Source organism: Azospirillum cavernae (assembly GCF_003590795.1).
Lineage (GTDB): Bacteria > Pseudomonadota > Alphaproteobacteria > Azospirillales > Azospirillaceae > Azospirillum > Azospirillum cavernae.
On record NZ_QYUL01000003.1, the window covers coordinates 697,243 to 713,765 of the forward strand.

14 protein-coding genes are annotated in these 16,523 nt (G+C 66.6%); 4 read left to right on the top strand and 10 right to left on the bottom strand.

All coding sequences use genetic code 11. The features are described 5' to 3' along the window. Nucleotides 1–122: 122 nt before the first annotated feature. The 10 genes from D3877_RS22885 to D3877_RS22930 all read right to left on the bottom strand — a co-directional run bounded on the left by D3877_RS22885 (nucleotide 123) and on the right by D3877_RS22930 (nucleotide 12,367). Complete coding sequence (locus D3877_RS22885) at nucleotides 123–1,037, bottom strand: DMT family transporter (RefSeq protein ID WP_119833055.1); 915 nt, start codon at nucleotides 1,035–1,037, stop codon at nucleotides 123–125. Further along, the gene (locus D3877_RS22890; protein WP_119833056.1) at nucleotides 1,034–2,083 is read right to left on the bottom strand and encodes a histone deacetylase family protein; all 1,050 of its coding nucleotides are present in this window, start codon (nucleotides 2,081–2,083) and stop codon (nucleotides 1,034–1,036) included. Before D3877_RS22890 ends, D3877_RS22885 begins: the two co-directional genes overlap by 4 nt. A 26-nt stretch (nucleotides 2,084–2,109) precedes the next feature. Beyond that, nucleotides 2,110–3,360, bottom strand: coding sequence for a Zn-dependent hydrolase (locus D3877_RS22895; RefSeq protein WP_119833057.1), 1,251 nt, complete (start codon nucleotides 3,358–3,360; stop codon nucleotides 2,110–2,112). A 370-nt stretch (nucleotides 3,361–3,730) separates the two neighbouring features. Further along, on the bottom strand, nucleotides 3,731–4,708 hold the full coding sequence (locus D3877_RS22900; RefSeq protein ID WP_238475034.1) for a ketopantoate reductase family protein: 978 nt from the start codon (nucleotides 4,706–4,708) through the stop codon (nucleotides 3,731–3,733). Continuing rightward, nucleotides 4,705–6,369 (bottom strand): ABC transporter ATP-binding protein, encoded by a 1,665-nt coding sequence (locus D3877_RS22905; RefSeq protein WP_119833058.1) that lies wholly within the window; start codon nucleotides 6,367–6,369, stop codon nucleotides 4,705–4,707. Before D3877_RS22905 ends, D3877_RS22900 begins: the two co-directional genes overlap by 4 nt. Before the next feature lie 46 nt (nucleotides 6,370–6,415). Continuing rightward, nucleotides 6,416–7,267 carry an ABC transporter permease gene (locus D3877_RS22910; RefSeq protein ID WP_119833059.1) on the bottom strand — a complete coding sequence of 284 codons (852 nt, stop codon included), beginning with the start codon at nucleotides 7,265–7,267 and terminating at the stop codon, nucleotides 6,416–6,418. Continuing rightward, complete coding sequence (locus D3877_RS22915) at nucleotides 7,267–8,247, bottom strand: ABC transporter permease (protein WP_119833060.1); 981 nt, start codon at nucleotides 8,245–8,247, stop codon at nucleotides 7,267–7,269. The genes D3877_RS22910 and D3877_RS22915 overlap by 1 nt, the downstream gene beginning before the upstream one ends. 195 nt (nucleotides 8,248–8,442) lie before the next feature. After that, a complete protein-coding gene (locus D3877_RS22920) occupies nucleotides 8,443–10,077 on the bottom strand; it encodes an ABC transporter substrate-binding protein (RefSeq protein WP_119833061.1) in 1,635 nt (544 codons plus the stop codon). 115 nt (nucleotides 10,078–10,192) lie between these two features. Next, complete coding sequence (locus tag D3877_RS22925) at nucleotides 10,193–10,969, bottom strand: class II aldolase/adducin family protein (RefSeq protein ID WP_119833062.1); 777 nt, start codon at nucleotides 10,967–10,969, stop codon at nucleotides 10,193–10,195. Between the two features lie 48 nt (nucleotides 10,970–11,017). Beyond that, nucleotides 11,018–12,367 carry a M20 family metallopeptidase gene (locus D3877_RS22930; protein ID WP_119833063.1) on the bottom strand — a complete coding sequence of 450 codons (1,350 nt, stop codon included), beginning with the start codon at nucleotides 12,365–12,367 and terminating at the stop codon, nucleotides 11,018–11,020. A gap of 292 nt (nucleotides 12,368–12,659) precedes the next feature. On the opposite strand from D3877_RS22930, the gene D3877_RS22935 reads away from it, so the two are divergent. The 4 genes from D3877_RS22935 to D3877_RS22950 all read left to right on the top strand — a co-directional run bounded on the left by D3877_RS22935 (nucleotide 12,660) and on the right by D3877_RS22950 (nucleotide 16,489). Further along, nucleotides 12,660–13,628 carry a LysR family transcriptional regulator gene (locus D3877_RS22935; RefSeq protein WP_238475035.1) on the top strand — a complete coding sequence of 323 codons (969 nt, stop codon included), beginning with the start codon at nucleotides 12,660–12,662 and terminating at the stop codon, nucleotides 13,626–13,628. 132 nt (nucleotides 13,629–13,760) lie between these two features. Further along, the gene (locus D3877_RS22940) at nucleotides 13,761–14,780 is read left to right on the top strand and encodes an ABC transporter substrate-binding protein (RefSeq protein WP_119833064.1); all 1,020 of its coding nucleotides are present in this window, start codon (nucleotides 13,761–13,763) and stop codon (nucleotides 14,778–14,780) included. A gap of 60 nt (nucleotides 14,781–14,840) precedes the next feature. After that, nucleotides 14,841–15,605: an ABC transporter ATP-binding protein gene (locus tag D3877_RS22945; protein WP_119833065.1), complete on the top strand. Its 765-nt coding sequence runs from the start codon at nucleotides 14,841–14,843 to the stop codon at nucleotides 15,603–15,605. 5 nt (nucleotides 15,606–15,610) lie between these two features. Continuing rightward, the gene (locus tag D3877_RS22950) at nucleotides 15,611–16,489 is read left to right on the top strand and encodes an ABC transporter permease (protein ID WP_119833066.1); all 879 of its coding nucleotides are present in this window, start codon (nucleotides 15,611–15,613) and stop codon (nucleotides 16,487–16,489) included. Nucleotides 16,490–16,523: the final 34 nt, after the last annotated feature.

Consider the following 16,523-nt stretch of genomic DNA (forward strand, 5'->3'; position numbering starts at 1 on the left):
GCTCCGCGCGATGAACAGCGATGCCGAACGTCTTTGCGCCAAAGCCCCGGCCAACGCAAGGGGCAGGCGTGCGGCCTATTCGACCGCCGCCCCGTCGCGTCAGCGTTTTTTAAAGCTTTGTCTCAGGTTTTTTTCGACCCGGCCCCCAGGACGCAGGCCACGGCGGTCAGGATCAAGGCCAGGGCCAGCGCCAGCCGCAGGGTCAGCGGATCGCCCAGAATGACCACCGCGCCGCTGACGCCGACCACCGGGATCAACAGGGTGCTGACCGCCGCCTCCCCCACGCTCAGGCGGCGGACGGTGACGTACCACAGGGCTTGCGCCAGACAGATCGAACAGACGATGTGCCAGGCGAAGCCGACCCACACCGCGCCATGCAGATCGGCCAGCGCCGGGCGGACCTCGGTCAAGGCGGTGGCGGCGATCATCGGCAGGGCGCAGACGACATATTGCCAGCCCGCGATGACGGTCGGGTGCGCCCGCCAGACCCGGCCCTTCATCACGATGGTGCCGACCGCCCAGGACACCGCCGCGATCAGCATCAAGGCCGGGCCGAGCAGGGCGGCGGGCGGGGCCGACAGCGCTTCCGGTCCCAACAGCACGCCAAGCCCGGCCAGCCCGCAGGCCAACCCGGCGATCTGGCGCGGCCCCGGACGCTCGCCCAGCAGCGGAATCGCCAGCAGCGTCGCCCACACCGGCATGGTGAAGGCGATGATGGCGGCTTGCGAGGTCGCCATCAGGGTTTGCGCGAAGGCGCTGCACAGGTTGAAAATCAACACGTTGCACAGACCGGCCAGCAGCAGGGCCGGGCGTTCGGCCCGGTCCACCGCCAGCCGATGCCCGGCGAGCTTCGCCGCTCCCAGCATCAGGACCGCCCCCGCCGTGAAGCCGACGGCGCGCAAGCCCAGCGGTGGAACCTGGGTCAGGATGGTTTTCACCGCTGGCCAGTTCAGCCCCCAAAACAGGCTGATCGCCAGAATCAGGGCGTATTTGACCGGATCGCGCGGGTTGCTTCCGCCCATGGCGGGCGCGGTCATGCGGTCACGCCTTCAAACCCATCCAGGAAGCTGGCGAGGTTGGCGGCGAGGTCGTCCACGGCGTAACCGCCCTCTTGCACCAGCACGGTCGGCAGACCGGCGGCGGCGATGCGCGCGCCCATCTTTTTGAAGCCGGGCGTGGTGACGCCGAAGGCGGCCAGCGGGTCGTTGATGAAGGTGTCGAAGCCCAGCGAGATGAACAGCATGTCCGGGGCGAAGCGGGCGATGTCGTCCAGAGCGCGCCCGATGGTGGCGAGCACCGTGGCCTCGTCGCTGCCGATGGGCAGGGGAAGATTGAGGGTGTAGCCCTCGCCTCGTCCGGCCCCGCGCTCTTGCGCGTAGCCCGCCATGTGCGGATAGAACTCCGCCGGGTCGCCATGGACCGACACAAAAAACACGTCGTCGCGTTCGTAGAAGATGTCCTGCGTGCCGTTGCCATGGTGGACGTCCACGTCAAGGATGGCGACGCGCCCGGCAAGGCCCTGGGCGCGCAGGATCGGCAGCGCCGATTCCGCCGCGATGGCGACATGGTTCAGGTAACAGAAGCCCCCCGCCATGTCGCGGGTGGCGTGGTGGCCGGGCGGGCGGCACAGCGCGTAGGCGGCGCGGTCATCGCCGGTGGCGACCAGCTTGGTCGCGTGGACGGCGGCGTTGGCGGCGGCGCAGGTCGCGGTCCAGGTGTGGGCGTCGATCGGGCAGGCGGTGTCGAAGCTGTGCCACCCGGCCTGTCCGACGATGCTGGTGGGGTAAGAGGGAACCCGCTGCATCCGGTGGACGTTCGGGATCACCACGTCGCCCATGCCCGGCTCGGCGATCCAACGGGCGTGCGCGGTTTCCAGAAAGGCCAGATAGGCCGGGCTGTGGACGGCGGCGCGCGGGGCCGATCCGTTATCGTCGGGCCGGATCAGGGTTTCGCCGCGCGCCTCGATCAAGGCGGCCAACGCCCCGACCCGCTCCGGCTTTTCGGGCAGGGCGCGCAGTTGGCCCTTGTTGAAATAAATCGCCGGGTGGTGCAGGGCGGCGTCGGGGTGATGAACGAATTTCATCGGGAGAACTCCGGGCAATCGAACGGTTAGGGGCGAGGGGCGAATCCCGCCGTGGCGACCAGAACCTCGAACAGAACGGCGGCGCCGCGCGCGCCGTCGGCGGGGGCGATGTTTTCAACCTCGTTGTGGCTGATGCCGTCCTCGCAGGGAATGAAGATCATCGCGGTCGGGACCTTGCCCGCGACGTAAACCGCGTCATGCCCGGCGCCCGACACGATGTCGCGGTGGCTGAAGCCGAAGCCGCGCGCCGCGTCGCGCACCCGGTCCACCAGCGTCGGGTTGAAGGGGGTGGGCGGGAAACGCCAGAAATCGGCGATTTCGGCGCGCACGCCCGCCGCGTCGGCGATGGCGGCCACCGCGTCGCGGAACCGGCGGTCCATGGCGGCGAGCGTGGCGGAATCGGGGTGGCGCAGATCGACGGTGAAGAAGACGCGGCCCGGAATGACGTTGCGCGAATGCGGGTGGACGTCGAGGATTCCGACGGTGGCGCAGGCGTCGCCCGGCGTGTCCAATCCCAATTCCTGCACCGCCGTCACCATGCGGGCGGCGGCGACCAGCGCGTCGCGGCGCAGGCGCATCGGCGTCGGCCCGGCGTGCGCCTCAACCCCTGTCACGGTGACTTCGTACCAGCGTTGGCCCTGCGCGCCGACGACGACGCCGATTTCCTTTTCCTCAACCTCCAGCACCGGGCCTTGCTCAATGTGGGCCTCCAGATAGGCGTGCATCGGGTGGTCGGTCGGGGCGTCGCCTGCGTAGCCGGTGCGGATCAGCTCATCGCCCAGCCGGGCGCCGTCCTGGGCGATCTTGTCGAGAATCTCGTCCAGCGCGAACACGCCGGTGACGACGCCCGATCCCATCATCGGCGGGGAAAAGCGCGAGCCTTCCTCGTTGGTCCAGACGGCGACCTCGACCGGGTGGCGGGTGGCGACGCTCCGGTCGTTCAGCGACCGCAAGACCTCCAGACCGGCCAGCACGCCGTAAACGCCGTCGAACCGCCCGCCGGTCGGTTGGGTGTCCAGATGGCTGCCCATCACCACCGGGGGCAAGGTCGGATCGCTGCCGGGGCGGCGGGCGAAGATGTTGCCGACGCGGTCGATGGCGACCTCGCACCCCGCCTCGACGCACCAGGACACGAACAGGTCGCGCCCGGCCTTGTCCTCGTCGCTCAGCGCGAGGCGGCAGCTTCCGCCCTTGGCCGTCGCGCCGATCTCGGCCATCGCGGCCAGGCTGGCCCACAGCCGTTCGGGGTTGATGGGCAGGTTTGAGGGAACGGACATGGGGAAGGCTCCTGGAACGAACGGGAGTGGGGTTTGCTGGCCCCCTCCCTAACCCTCCCCCGCTGGCGCGGGAGAGGGGATTGGGGTGAAAGCGGCGTTCGGCCCCCTCTCCCGCGACGCGGGCTACGGCGTTCACACATCGTTAAATAAGGCAAGATATTGGACATAAATGACTTTAACCGTCATCCCCGCGAAGGCGGGGATCCAGAGTTCGCAAGACGAACCCTGTGATGAAGCCTGGATCCCCGCCTTCGCGGGGATGACGAACCCCAAAGTCATTCCGTTCCGCTCTTTTGCCAAACGAGGCGATGTATGAATCCGGTAGCCCGCGACGCGGGGAAGGGCCGGGGAGGGGGCGGCGGCGCGGTTGTCAGCTTGGCCGTTCGCGCGCCCGCAGATCGACCAGCGCCAGGATGGCGCGCAGCAACGGAACCTCGACCCGCGCCCGTTCGGCCAGCTCGATCACCGCGCCGAGGATGGCGTCCAGCTCCAGCCGCCGCCCGCCCTCGTAATCCTGCAACATCGAGGTTTTGAAATCGCCGACGGCGGCGGCGTTGGCGATGCGGTCGTCGACGCTGGTGGCGAAGCGGACGCCCAGCGCCTCGGCCACCGCCTTGGCCTCCAGCATCATGGCGCGTCCGACCCCGCGCGAACCGGGATCGCCGCACAGCCGCCCCAGCGTCGCGCCGGTCAGCACGCTCAACGGGTTGAAGGCCAGATTGCCCCACAGCTTGACCCAGATGGCCTCGCGGATGTCGTCGGCGCGCGCCGCCTGGAAACCGGCCTGCCCGAACAGGCTGACGATGGCGTCAACGGCGGGGCGGTCGCGGTTGGCGATGTCGCCGAAGACGAAACGCTGGTCGTTGACGTGGCGCACCCGGCACGGCCCATCGCCTTCGACGGCGACGAAGGTGGTGGCCCCGACCACGCGGTCGGGGTCGATGGAGCGCCAGAGCAGGCCATCGGGATCGACGCTGGTCAACGGGCGGTCGGCCAGCGGTTCGGGCTGGCGGTGCGGATACCACCAGGGAACGCCGTTCACCATCGGCACGATGGCGGTGTCCGGCCCCAACAGCGGCGCGACGCTGTCCACCGTGCCGCGCAGGGCGTGCGCCTTGACGCACAGGATCACCACGTCCTGCGGCCCCAGCGACAGGGAATCGTCGGTCACGCGCGGGGTCAGCCGGACCAGCCGGTTTTGCGGGGTCAGCATGGTCAGGCCGTTTTGCCGGATGGCGGCGGCGGCGTTGGAGCGGGCGACCAGCGTCACCTCCGCCTCCGTGGCGCTCAACCGCGCGGTCAGCAGGCCGCCGACGGCGCCCGCGCCGATGATGGCGACCTTCATCATGCTGAGGCCTCCACGGTCCTCGGTCCCGCCGGGCCGTGGCGCAAATCCGCCGGGATTTCCCAGCCCTTGCCGGGGATGGCGTCCAGCAGGCTGCGGGTGTAGGCGTCGCGCGGGTGGGTGAAGACCTCCCGCGCGGTGCCCATCTCGACGATTTTGCCGCGCCGCATCACGGCGATGGTGTCGCACACCTGCGCGGCGATGCGCAGATCATGGGTGATGAACAGCATGGCCAACCCCAACCGCTTGCGGATGTCGTCCAGCAGCTCCAGAACCTGCCCCTGCACCGACACGTCGAGCGCCGAGACGGGTTCGTCGGCCACCAGCAGTTTCGGTTCCATCGCCAACGCGCGGGCGATGCCGACGCGCTGGCGCTGGCCGCCGGAAAATTCGTGCGGGTAGCGATCCGCCGCCGATCCGTCCAGCCCGACCATGGCGAGCAATTCCCGCGCGCGGGTCAGGGCGGCGGCGCGGTTTTCGCCGAAGGCCACCGGCCCTTGCGCCACGATGTCGCCGATGGTGTGGCGCGGGTTGAGCGAGGCGTAGGGATCCTGAAACACCATCTGCACCGCCCGCCGGTAGGGGCGGAAGCCCTTGCGGTCGAGCGACAGCAGGTCGGTTCCCTCAAACAAAATCCGCCCCGAATCCGGCTTGATGAGGCCGACGATGCTGCGGCCCAGCGTGGATTTGCCCGAACCGGACTCGCCGACCAGACCAACCGTTTCGCCGGGATGGATGGTCAGGGACAGATCGTCGCCCGCCACCACGGTTTTGGATTTTTTGAACAGGCCGCCGCCGACATGGAAGACCTTGCGGACCTTTTCAGCGACCAGCAGGGCCGGGCCGGATTTGGCGTGGTCGGCGCGATGTTCGATGTAATGCGGAACGGACGCGATCAATTGCCGGGTGTAGGGGTGTTGCGGGCGGTTCAGCACGTCGCTGGCCGCGCCATACTCCACCAGCTTGCCATGCCGCATCACCGCCACGCGGTGGGCGATTTCCGCCACCACGCCGAAATCATGGGTGATGAACATCAGCCCCATGTGGCGTTCGGCCTGGATCGCGCGGATCAGGTCGAGGATCTGCTTTTGCGTGGTGACGTCCAGCGCCGTGGTCGGTTCGTCGGCGATCAGGATGTCGGGCTGGCAGGCCAGCGCCATGGCGATCATGACGCGCTGGCGCTGGCCGCCCGACAGGCGGAAGGGGTAGGCGTCGGCCAGCTCCGCCGGGTTGGGCAGGCCGACTTGATCCAGAAGCTCCACCACCCGCGCCCGGCGTCCGGCGGCGGGCAGGCTGGTGTGCTCGCGCAGGGATTCGCCGATCTGCCGCCCGACCCGCATCAGCGGATTGAGCGCGGTCATCGGCTCCTGAAACACCATGGCGATGCGCCCGCCGCGCAGGGAACGCTGCTCCGCCTCCGGCATGGTCAGCACGTCGCGGCCCTTGAACAGCAGGCTGCCCGCCGACACCCGCACATGGGGGTGCGGCAGCAGCCCCATCATGGCGTGGGCGGTCATCGACTTGCCGGAGCCGGATTCGCCGACCACGCACAGGATCTCGTTGGGGTTCAGGGTGAAGGTCAGATTGTCCACCGCCAGCGGGCGGTCGGCGCCGGGCGGCAACGCGATGCTCAGGCCGCGCACGTCAAGCAGAGGCGTGGTCATGGCGGGGGTCTCCGGCGAAGGGGAGGGAAAAGGGGAATCCATCGGGTCAGCCCCGCGACCGGGCGAGCTTGGGGTTCAGCGCGTCGTTCAGCCCCTCGCCCACCAGATTGAGCGCCAGCACGGTCAGAATGATGGCCAGACCGGGGAAGAAGCTCATCCACCAGGCTTGCCGGATCACGGTGCGGGCGGCGCCGATCATGTAGCCCCAGCTCATCGCGTTGGGATCGCCCAATCCGAGAAAGCTGAGCGAGCTTTCCAGCAAAATCGCCGTCGCCACCATCAGCGAGGCCGAGACGATGATCGGCGACAGGCTGTTGGGCAGGATCTGGCGCAGGATGATCGAACTGTTGGACTGGCCGGTGGTGATGGCGGCCTGGACGAATTCGCGGTTGCGCAGGCTCATGAACTCGCCGCGCGCCAGCCGGGCCAACGGTGGCCAACTGACGATGGCGATGGCGGCGACGATGGTGGTCAGGCTGGGGGTGAAGATCGCCACCAGAACCACCGCCAGAACGAAGTTGGGGATGGTCTGGAACAGCTCGGTGAAGCGCATGATGGCGTCGTCCACCCAACCGCCATGGAAGCCGGCCAGCGCCCCCAGCGTCACCCCGATCGCCAGCGCGGCGGCGGTCGAGGTCAGGCCGATCAGCAGCGACACCCGCGCGCCGTGCGCGATGCCCGCCGCGATGTCGCGGCCCAGCATGTCCGACCCCAGCGGCGCGCCGTCCGACAGCGGCGGCTGGAAGGGCGCGGTCGCCATGTCCCACGGATCGCCGGGGAAGAAGACCGAGGCGAAGAGCGCCAACGTCAGCACGCCCGCCAGAATGACGAGGCCCAGAACGGCGCCCTTGTTGCGGGCGAAGGCCCGCCAGAAGACCCAGGAGGAGTTGGCGTTCATCAGCGGGCTGCCTGAATGCGCGGATCGACAAGGCCGTAAAGGATGTCGGTCAGGATGTTGAAGAGGATCACCATCACGGACGTGACCAGGAAGATGCCGAGCAGCACCTGATAATCGCGCTGCAACACCGCCTCGAACGCCAGGCGTCCGATGCCGGGCCAGGCGAACACCGTCTCGATCAGGATGGAGCCGCCGACCAGTTGCCCGGCCTGGATGCCCGCCACGGTGATGACCGGCAGGATGGCGTTGCGCAGGATGTGGCGGGTGACGACGCGGGTCGGCGTCAACCCCTTGGCCTTGGCGGTTTTCACGAAATCCTGCCCGCGCACCTCCAGCATCGAGGCGCGGGTCAGCCGGGCGTAACCGGCCATGTAGAACAGCGCCAGCGTGACGACCGGCAAAACCAGATGCTGCGCCACATCGGCGGCGTGGGCCAAGCCGGTGTAACCGGCGCCGATAGTCTCGTAGCCAAAGGCGGGCAGCCACCCCAGTTGGATGGAAAACAGCAGGCTCATCATCAGCCCGATCCAATAGATCGGCGTGGCGTAGGCCAGCAGGGCCACCACGGTGATCGCGCTGTCGGCCCAGGTGCCGACGGTGATGGCGGCCAGCGTGCCCAGCGCCACCCCGGCGGCCAGCGCCAGCGCGAAGGCGGTCAGCGTGAGGATCAGCGTCGCGGGCAGCCGTTCGGCCAGAATGCTCCACACCGGCCGTTGCTGGCGGTAGGAAAAGCCCAGATCGCCCTGCGCGATCTTGCCGACATAGGTGGCGAGCTGTTCGTAGAGCGGGCGGTTCAGGCCGAATTGCTCGCGCAACTGAGCGACGAATTTTTCATCCGCCGCCCCGGCCTCCCCCGCCATCACCATGGCCGGATCGCCGGGGGCGGCGTGGACCAGGAAGAAGTTCATCACCACGATGGCGATCAGGATCGCAAGCGCCTTGACCAGACGGCTCGCGAAGAGTTGGGCGAATCCCAGCATGGGCGTGGCTCCTGCTTGCGGCGTGCGAAAAATGCCGCGACCTTGCCCCCTCCCTCCCATGCTTGACAGCATGGGTCCCTCCCTCCCCCGCCTGCGGCGGTGGAGGGGATGGCGGCGGCAGTCCCCTCTCCCGCTGACAAGCGGGGGAGGGTTAGGGAGGGGGCAAGACGGTATAGATGATCCGAGATTCAGGCTTTACTTCGCCGCCAGCCAAACATCCTCGTAGGTGTCGTTGACGCCGATGGCGGTCGTGTTGGCGTTTTTCACCCGCTTGTCGAGGAAGGTCGGGAACTCCATCTCCAGCAGCCAGACGACGGGCAGATCGTCGCTCAGGATTTGCTGAACCTCGCTGTAGAGGGTTTGGCGCTTGGCCGGATCGACCTCGCGCGCGCCAGCGGCGAACAGGGCGTCCACCTTGGGGTTGGAATAGCCCATGGTGTTGGTGAACAGGACGCCCTTGCGGATGTTGTCGGAAATGTAGGTGCGGGCGACGCCCAGCGCCGGATCGCCGTACTGGTAGAGGAAGTTGGTGGTGATCTCGTAATCCCAGTTGGCCACGCGCTGGCTCCAGCCCGCCGCGTCGGTGCTTTCCAGGGTGACGGCGATCCCGACCTTGCCCAGCGCCTGCTTCAGATACTCGCCCAGCCGCGTCCAGGTTTCGCCATAGGGCATCGGCATGATCTTGACGGTGGCGCGCACGCCCTTGGCGTCCGGCTTCAGCCCCATCTCGTCCAACAGCGCCTTGGCCTTGTCGAGGTTGGGTTCGTAAATCGTCACCTTCGGGTCGTAGAATTTGACCACCGAATTGATCGGCCCGGTCGGAATCCGGCCCAGGCCGAACCAAATCTTGTCGCGGATGAACTTGCGGTCGATGGCGTAGGCGATGGCCTTGCGGAACCGCTTGTCGTCCAGCGGCTTGACCCGGTGGTTGATCTCCAGCCAGGACATTGGGGCGACGAACTCATAGCCCTTGGTGCTGAACGCCAAATTCGGGTGGGTCTTCATGCGGGGAACCTCGAAGGGTTCCAGATCGCTGTATTGGGTTTGCTGCACCTGTCCACTTTCCAGCGCCAGCGAGCGGCTGGCGGCGTCGGGGATGACGCGGAAGGTGATGCCGTCGAGATAGGGCAGGCCGGGTTTGAAATAGCTGTCGTTGCGGACAAGCTGGATGTGGCTGCCCTTGACCCATTCCTTCAGCTTGAAGGGGCCGGTGCCGATGGGGGTGGCGTTGGCCGGGTTGGCGCGGAAGTCGGTGCCTTCGTAGATGTGGGCCGGAACCATCGGGGCCGACGACACTTCAAAGGATTGCAGGAAGGCCGGGAAGGCCTCCTTCAAGGTGAAAACCACCGTGTAATCGTCGGGCGCGGTGATCGATTCACAACGGCTGAAGACGGCGCGGGCGCGCGGGTGGACCTCTTTCAAAAAGACGTTGGTGGAGAAGACCACGTCCTTGGCGGTGAAGGGCTTGCCGTCGTGCCACGTCACGTTTTCAAAGAGCTTGAAGGTGTAGGTCAGCCCATCGGGCGACACCGTCCAGCTTTTCGCCAGCGAGGGCATGGGGTTGAGCTTTTGATCGTAGGTCAGCAGGCTTTGATAAATCTTGCCCGCGACGGTCTGGGTCGGCCCCTGCTGGTTGAGGCCAAGCATCAGGGTCGGCGGTTCGGGCTGCACGATGCTGTTGAGGACGCCGCCCTTGACCGGCGTTTCCTGCGCCAGAACCGGGGTCGCCGTCAGACCCGACAGGGCGGGGATCGCCAGAACGGCGGCGAGCAGGCCAGCGGCGGCGGCCCGTTGAAAACGCAGGGGGAGTGCGGGAAGCGGTCGTGTCATGCGGGTGTCCTCGTCTCCGGGTGAAGCGTCTGCGGTGAAGTGATGCGGCCCTGATGCTTTTCTTGTTTTTGAAACTTTGAACGCGATTCTTAACGCGGCCCTGTCGGGCGGCCCCTTAGCGTGGCCCTGTTGGGCCGACGCTGTTGTCCAGCCAGCGCACCAGCGCATCCCATTCCAGGACACCGGCGCGCGGATAGGCGTGTTCGTATTGGCGGGCGGTGTGTTCGCACACCTCGGGCGACGGGTAGACCAGCGGGCGGCCGCCCGACAGCGCCATGATCTGTTGGCGGCAGGCTTGCTCCAGGTAATACATCAGGATCGCCGCTTCCGGCACGTCCTGGCCCACGGTCAGCAGGCCGTGGTTGCGCAGGATCATGCTGTGATGGCCGCCCAAATCGGCGACCAGCCGTTCACGCTCGGCCAGATCCAGCGCGATGCCCTCGTAATCATGGTAGGCGATGCGGTTGTGCCAGCGCAGCGAATGCTGGGTGATCGGCAACAGCCCGTCGGCCTGGGCGCTGACCGCCATTCCGGCGTCGGTGTGCAGATGGATGACCGCGCCGACGTCGGGCCGGGCGTGGTGCACGGCGCTGTGGATGGTGAAACCGGCGGGGTTGATCCCGTGGTTGCTGTCGGGGTCGATCAGCGTGCCGTCGATGTCCACCTTGACCAGATTGTCCGGCGTCACCTCGTGGAACATCAGGCCATAGGGGTTGATGAGGAAATGATCGGGGGTGTCGGGAATCCGCGCCGACATGTGGGTGTAAATCAGGTCGGTCATGCCCAGCCGGTCGAACAGGCGATAGGCGGCGGCAAGGTCGGTCCGGGCCTTCCATTCCACATCGGAACAGTTGCGGGTGGAGCGCGGGGGATGGGCGGCGGCAGCGATCATGGCGGGGTCGTCTCGTCAGTCACGGAGAGAGAAGGGTGGTCAGACGGGTCAAACAGGCTCCAGCCCGCACCAGTGGGCGATGAACAGCGCCAGCACGCGGGTGACGTCGCGCACGCTGTCCAACGACACCGATTCGTCCAGGCCATGGATGCGCGTCGCCTCGGGGCCGTAGCAGGTCGCCGGGGTGTCGCCATACAGCGCGAAGAAGCGCGCGTCGGTGGTGCAGGTCAGGGCGACGTGGCGCGGCTCGTCCCCGCGCACCGCGCGGTGGCAATCGGCCAGCGCCGTCAGCAGCGGGTGGGCCGGGTCGATGGCGCAACCCTCCGCCTGGAAGCCGGTCCAGATCAGTTCGGCGGCGACGCCGGACAGGGCCGGATCGTCGCGCAGGGCGCGGGTCACGGCGTCGGCCACCTCGTCGCGCACCACGCGCGGATCCTCGCCGGGGAAGAAGCCCAGCCGCAGATCGACCACGCAGCGGGTCGGCACCGACGACGCCCATTCGCCGCCCTCGATCCGTCCAAGATTGATGTTGATCGGGTGGGCGTGGTCGCAAAAGGCGTGATGGCGGCGGCCCGGCTCGTTCCAGCGGATTTCCAGCGCCTTCAGATGCCCGGCCAGCGCCCAAGCCGCTTCGATGGCGTTGCGCCCGGCGCTGGTGTCCAGCACATGGGCGGGCGTGCCGGTGACGGCCAGTTGCACCCACATCACCCCGACCTGCGCGATGGACAGGGTGTGGTTGAAGGGTTCGGGGATGACGGCGGCGTCGGCGCGGTAGCCGCGATGCAGGCAGGCCAGCGCGCCGTTTCCCGTGCATTCCTCTTCAATAACCGACTGGAGATAGACCGGCGCGGCGGGCTGATAACCAAGGCCGCGCAGGGCGGCGAAGGCGGCGGTGTAGGCGGCGATTCCCGCCTTCATGTCGCCCGCGCCGCGCCCATAGAGCCGCCCATCGGCGACGCGCGGTTCAAAGGGCGGGGTGGTCCACAGGTCCGCCGGGCCGGTCGGCACCACGTCGATGTGGCCGTTCAAAATCAGCGAACGCCCCGTCGGGTTGCGCGGGCGGTGGACGCCGACGACGTTCTCACGCCCCGCGTAAGCGCCGGGTTGGACGGGCGGGGAAAAGCCGGGCAACTTGGACAGCGCGGCCTCGTCCACCGTGAAGCGGTCAAGCTCCAGACCCAGCGCGGCGAAGCGGTCGGCCATCAGGGCTTGCGCCCCGGCCTCCGCCCCCAACAGGGAGGGCTGGCGGACCAGATCGGACAGCAGGGCGACGCAGTCCGGCTGCGCGGCGTCGGCGGCGTCGAGAATGGCGGCGCGCAGGCCCGCGTCCGGCACGGCAAGATTGCCGATCTGCGGATCTCTCCCGTCTTTGGCGCGGTTGGGCTGGGTCGTGCTCATTCCTGTTCCTTTGCGGCGTCAGATGTCCGCCGCTTTTGGATCACGGGGGAAAGATCAGGCTGAATGATCGCGGCCCTGTCTTTTGGGATAGGACGATCATGCAGGTGAATTTTTGTTGCGCCCTGATTTCGCTTGTTTGACGGGTCGATGAAGCGATTAGGCGCTGGGGAAAGACCATCGCGCAAATAAGCATTTTTCATTTGCCCCATGAATCTGATTTATGCCGCAGTTGCTCAGTGACGCGGCATGTGCTTAGATTTTCGCCAGCGCGCTGGATGACGCGTTTTCAGGCATGGATGAGGGAAGCGCCGACGTGACGGAATCCGAGGCGGAGCGCCACGCGCTGGCCCGTTTGGGTCAACAGCTTGATTGGAATTTGCTGCGCACCTTCATGGTGATCGTGCAGGAGGGCAGCATCACCAAGGCGGGCGTCCGCCTGTTTTTGACGCAACCCGCCGTCAGTCTGGCCCTGAAACGGCTGGAGGAGCAGTTGGGCCGCCCGCTGATTGACCGGGGGCCGGGGCGCTTCATCATCACGGCGGCGGGCGAGCAGGTCTATGACGAGGCGGTGGCGATTCACGGCACCGTGTCGCGTTTGGGCGCGTTGGTGCGCGACGTCAAGGACGAGGTCAGCGGCCATGTTCATCTTCTGATGACCAGCCGCATCCAGACCGACCGCTTGGACCGCTCCCTGCGCGAGTTTCACCAGCTTTACCCGAAGGTGACGTTCCGCATCGACGTGATGGTGTCCGCCGACGCCCACATCGCCTTGCAACAGCGGGTCGGCGCGATGGCGATCTGTCTGCTGCGCGAACCGATTCCCGGCTTGGCCAGCGTGGTGTTTCTGCGCCAGACCTATCGGCTTTATTGCGGGCCGGATTTCCGCCTGTTCGGGCGGCGCGACATCGACATCGCCGAACTGCGCCACGAGAATTTCGTGTCCTTCACCTCCGACCAGATCGACGGCGCCCTGTCGCCGCTGACCCTGTTCCGCGCGCGGGAAGGATTCGCCGGGCGCGTCATCGCCTCCTCGGCCAATCTGGAGGAGGTGCGGCGGATGATAAGCTGCGGTCTGGGCATCGGCCCGCTGCCCGACCACATCGCCGCCCGCGACGTCGCCGACGGGTTGCTGTGGGAGTTGCCGCCCTATGAGGGCATCGCCCCGGTGAACGTCCATTTGATTTGGAACGAACAGGGCAAGCTGAACCGGGCCGAACGCGCCTTTCTGGAGTATTTGCAGACCGCCGCCGCGTCGGCCTGACGGGCGCGCGGCGGTTCCGTTCGGCACATTTCGCACGCATGCCAAACAATCCCCCTTCCATGCGATGCACTAATGCATTAGTGTTTTTCCCAACGGCGAACACGCCGACGGCACATGGGGAGGAACAGAAAAATGACGGGACGCTTTGCACGGCTGTGCGTGGGGATTGCGGCGTTGACCGGCCTGTTCGGCTTGGCCGGGGCGGCGCAGGCCCAGCAGAAATCCGAAATCTCGATCACCCGCCAGCCCGGCATCTTCTACATGCCGACCTACATCATGGAGAAGGACAAGCTGGTGGAGAAGCAGGCCGAAAAGCTCGGCCTGCCCAATCTGAAGGTCAATTGGGTGGCCTTTTCCGGCGGCGGGGCGGCCACCGACGCGCTGTTGTCGGGCGGCGTCGACGTGCTGAACACCGGCGTCGGCAATCTGCTGCTGCTGTGGGACCGCACCAAGGGCGGGGTCAAGGGCATCATCGGCACCTCGGCCCAGCCGGTGACGCTCATCACCCGCGATCCGAAAATCCGCTCGCTGAAGGATTACGGCCCGACTGACAAGATCGCGGTGCCGACGGTGCGGGTGTCCACCCAGGCCATCCTGTTGCAGATCGCGGCGGCCAAGCTGTTTGGGCCGGATCAATGGTCGAAGCTGGACGCCAACACGGTGCAGCTTGGCCATTCCGACGCCGCCGCCGCCATGTCCAACCCGTCGCACGAGGTGAGAAGCCACTTCGCCGCCCCGCCCTTCACCTTTTACGAGATGAAGACGCTGGAAGACCCCTTCGTCGTCGCCGATTCCGCCGACATCATCCCCGGCGGCATCAGCCAGGCGCAGTTGTTCACCACCACCAAATTCGCCGACGCCAATCCCAAGGCGGTTCTGGCGATCAAGGCGGCGGCGTTGGAGGCCATCGACCTGTTGGTCAACAACACGGAAAAGGCGGTGACGATGTACCGCGAAGCGTCGGGCGACAAGACGCCGTTGCCCGATCTGCTCGCCATGCTGAAGCAGCCGGGCATGATGAATTTCGATCCCACCCCGCACGGCACCATGGTCTTCGCCGCCCATCTGCACAAGATCGGCACGATCAAGACGATGCCGACCTCGTGGAAGGATTATTACCTGCCGACCGCGCATGACCGGGACGGAAGCTGACGCCGCCGCGCGACGTCGCCGCACCCCGCTCCCCCCGCATTTCTTCCGCAGGCTGAACGCATGTCCACGCTCCTCGACGTCAGCGCGGTGACGCTGCGCTACAAGACGCCGTCCTCCCTCGTCACCGCGACCGAGCGGGTGAGTTTCTCGGTCAACAGTTCGGATCGTTTCGTGCTGCTGGGGCCGTCGGGCTGCGGCAAATCCACCTTGCTGAAGGCGGTGGGCGGTTATCACAAGCCCAGCGAAGGCAGCATCCGCATCAAGGGGCGCGAGGTCACGGAACCCGGCGCCGACCGCATGATGGTGTTTCAGGAGTTCGACCAGCTTCTGCCCTGGAAGACGGTGCTGGAAAACGTGATGTTCCCGCTCTGCGTCGCCCGCAACATGAGCAAGGCGGAGGCGCGCGAGCGGGCGCGGGCCTATCTCGACAAGGTGCGGCTGACCAAATTCATCGACAGCTACACGCACACCTTGTCGGGCGGCATGAAGCAGCGCGTCGCCATCGCGCGCGGCATGGCGATGGAGCCGGACATCCTGCTGATGGACGAACCCTTCGCCGCGCTGGACGCGCTGACCCGCCGCCAGATGCAGGACGAGCTTTTGCAATTGTGGGAGGGAACGCGCTTCACCGTGATGTTCGTCACCCATTCGATCGCCGAAGCCATCAAGATCGGCAACCGTATCCTGCTGCTGTCGCCCCATCCGGGCCGGGTCAAGGCCGAGGTGAGCGACGTCGATCAGGTGTCGGCGACCGACGGCAGCGCCGCGCAGTTGGAGCGGCAAATCCACGATCTTCTGTTCGCCGAACCCGGTCACAGGGAATAAGCACGATGAGCCAAGCGCGCATCCTGATGCACACGGTGGCCGACGCCGCCAGCCACACCGACAACCACGCCGCCGAAAGCGCGGTGGAACGCCAACTCAGTCTCGCTGAACGGCTGTGGGGCAACGGCGCGGTTCGCAAGACGCTGTTGATTTTGGTTCTGGCCCTGCTGTGGCAGGTCTACGCGACCATCCTCGACAACGCTCTGCTGTTCCCGACCCTGACCGACACGCTGACCACGATGATGGAGCGGATCGAGGACGGCACGCTGCCCGCCCGCGCTTTGACCTCCGTCAAGGTGCTGCTGATGGGCTATGTCGCGGGGATCCTGCTGGCGGCGGCCTTGACCATGGTGGCGATCAACACGCAGGTCGGCACCGATTTCCTGGAAACCATGACGGCGATGTTCAACCCGCTGCCCGCCATCGCCCTGCTGCCGCTGGCCTTGATCTGGTTTGGTTTGGGCAATGGCAGTCTGGTGTTCGTGTTGATCCATTCGGTTTTGTGGGCGGTGGCGCTGAACACCCATTCCGGTTTTCTCGGCGTGTCGCGCACCTTGCGGATGGTCGGGCGGAATTATGGGCTGAAGGGCTTCCGCTACGTCGCCATGATCCTGATTCCCGCCGCCTTTCCGTCGATCCTGACCGGGTTGAAGATCGGCTGGGCCTTCGCATGGCGCACCCTGATCGCGGCGGAGCTGGTGTTCGGCGTGTCGTCGGGGCAGGGCGGGTTGGGCTGGTTCATCTTTGAAAACCGCAACCTGCTGGACATTCCCGCCGTTTTCGCCGGTCTGCTGACCGTCATCATCATCGGCTTGATCGTCGAAAACCTCGTCTTCCGCACCATCGAGCGGCGCACGCTTCAACGCTGGGGCGTCCACAACTGATCCGCCATTCCTTGACCGTCCCATCCTCCGCGAG

Bases quoted from the DNA above. Each gene is read 5' to 3' on its own strand.
- D3877_RS22940 (WP_119833064.1), top strand. From the start codon at position 13,761: ATGACGGGACGCTTTGCACGGCTGTGCGTGGGGATTGCGGCGTTGACC.
- D3877_RS22885 (WP_119833055.1), bottom strand. From the start codon at position 1,037: ATGACCGCGCCCGCCATGGGCGGAAGCAACCCGCGCGATCCGGTCAAA.
- D3877_RS22950 (WP_119833066.1), top strand. From the start codon at position 15,611: ATGAGCCAAGCGCGCATCCTGATGCACACGGTGGCCGACGCCGCCAGC.
- D3877_RS22925 (WP_119833062.1), bottom strand. From the start codon at position 10,969: ATGATCGCTGCCGCCGCCCATCCCCCGCGCTCCACCCGCAACTGTTCC.
- D3877_RS22930 (WP_119833063.1), bottom strand. From the start codon at position 12,367: ATGAGCACGACCCAGCCCAACCGCGCCAAAGACGGGAGAGATCCGCAG.
- D3877_RS22935 (WP_238475035.1), top strand. From the start codon at position 12,660: ATGGATGAGGGAAGCGCCGACGTGACGGAATCCGAGGCGGAGCGCCAC.
- D3877_RS22905 (WP_119833058.1), bottom strand. From the start codon at position 6,369: ATGACCACGCCTCTGCTTGACGTGCGCGGCCTGAGCATCGCGTTGCCG.
- D3877_RS22890 (WP_119833056.1), bottom strand. From the start codon at position 2,083: ATGAAATTCGTTCATCACCCCGACGCCGCCCTGCACCACCCGGCGATT.
- D3877_RS22915 (WP_119833060.1), bottom strand. From the start codon at position 8,247: ATGCTGGGATTCGCCCAACTCTTCGCGAGCCGTCTGGTCAAGGCGCTT.
- D3877_RS22895 (WP_119833057.1), bottom strand. From the start codon at position 3,360: ATGTCCGTTCCCTCAAACCTGCCCATCAACCCCGAACGGCTGTGGGCC.
- D3877_RS22910 (WP_119833059.1), bottom strand. From the start codon at position 7,267: ATGAACGCCAACTCCTCCTGGGTCTTCTGGCGGGCCTTCGCCCGCAAC.
- D3877_RS22945 (WP_119833065.1), top strand. From the start codon at position 14,841: ATGTCCACGCTCCTCGACGTCAGCGCGGTGACGCTGCGCTACAAGACG.
- D3877_RS22920 (WP_119833061.1), bottom strand. From the start codon at position 10,077: ATGACACGACCGCTTCCCGCACTCCCCCTGCGTTTTCAACGGGCCGCC.
- D3877_RS22900 (WP_238475034.1), bottom strand. From the start codon at position 4,708: ATGATGAAGGTCGCCATCATCGGCGCGGGCGCCGTCGGCGGCCTGCTG.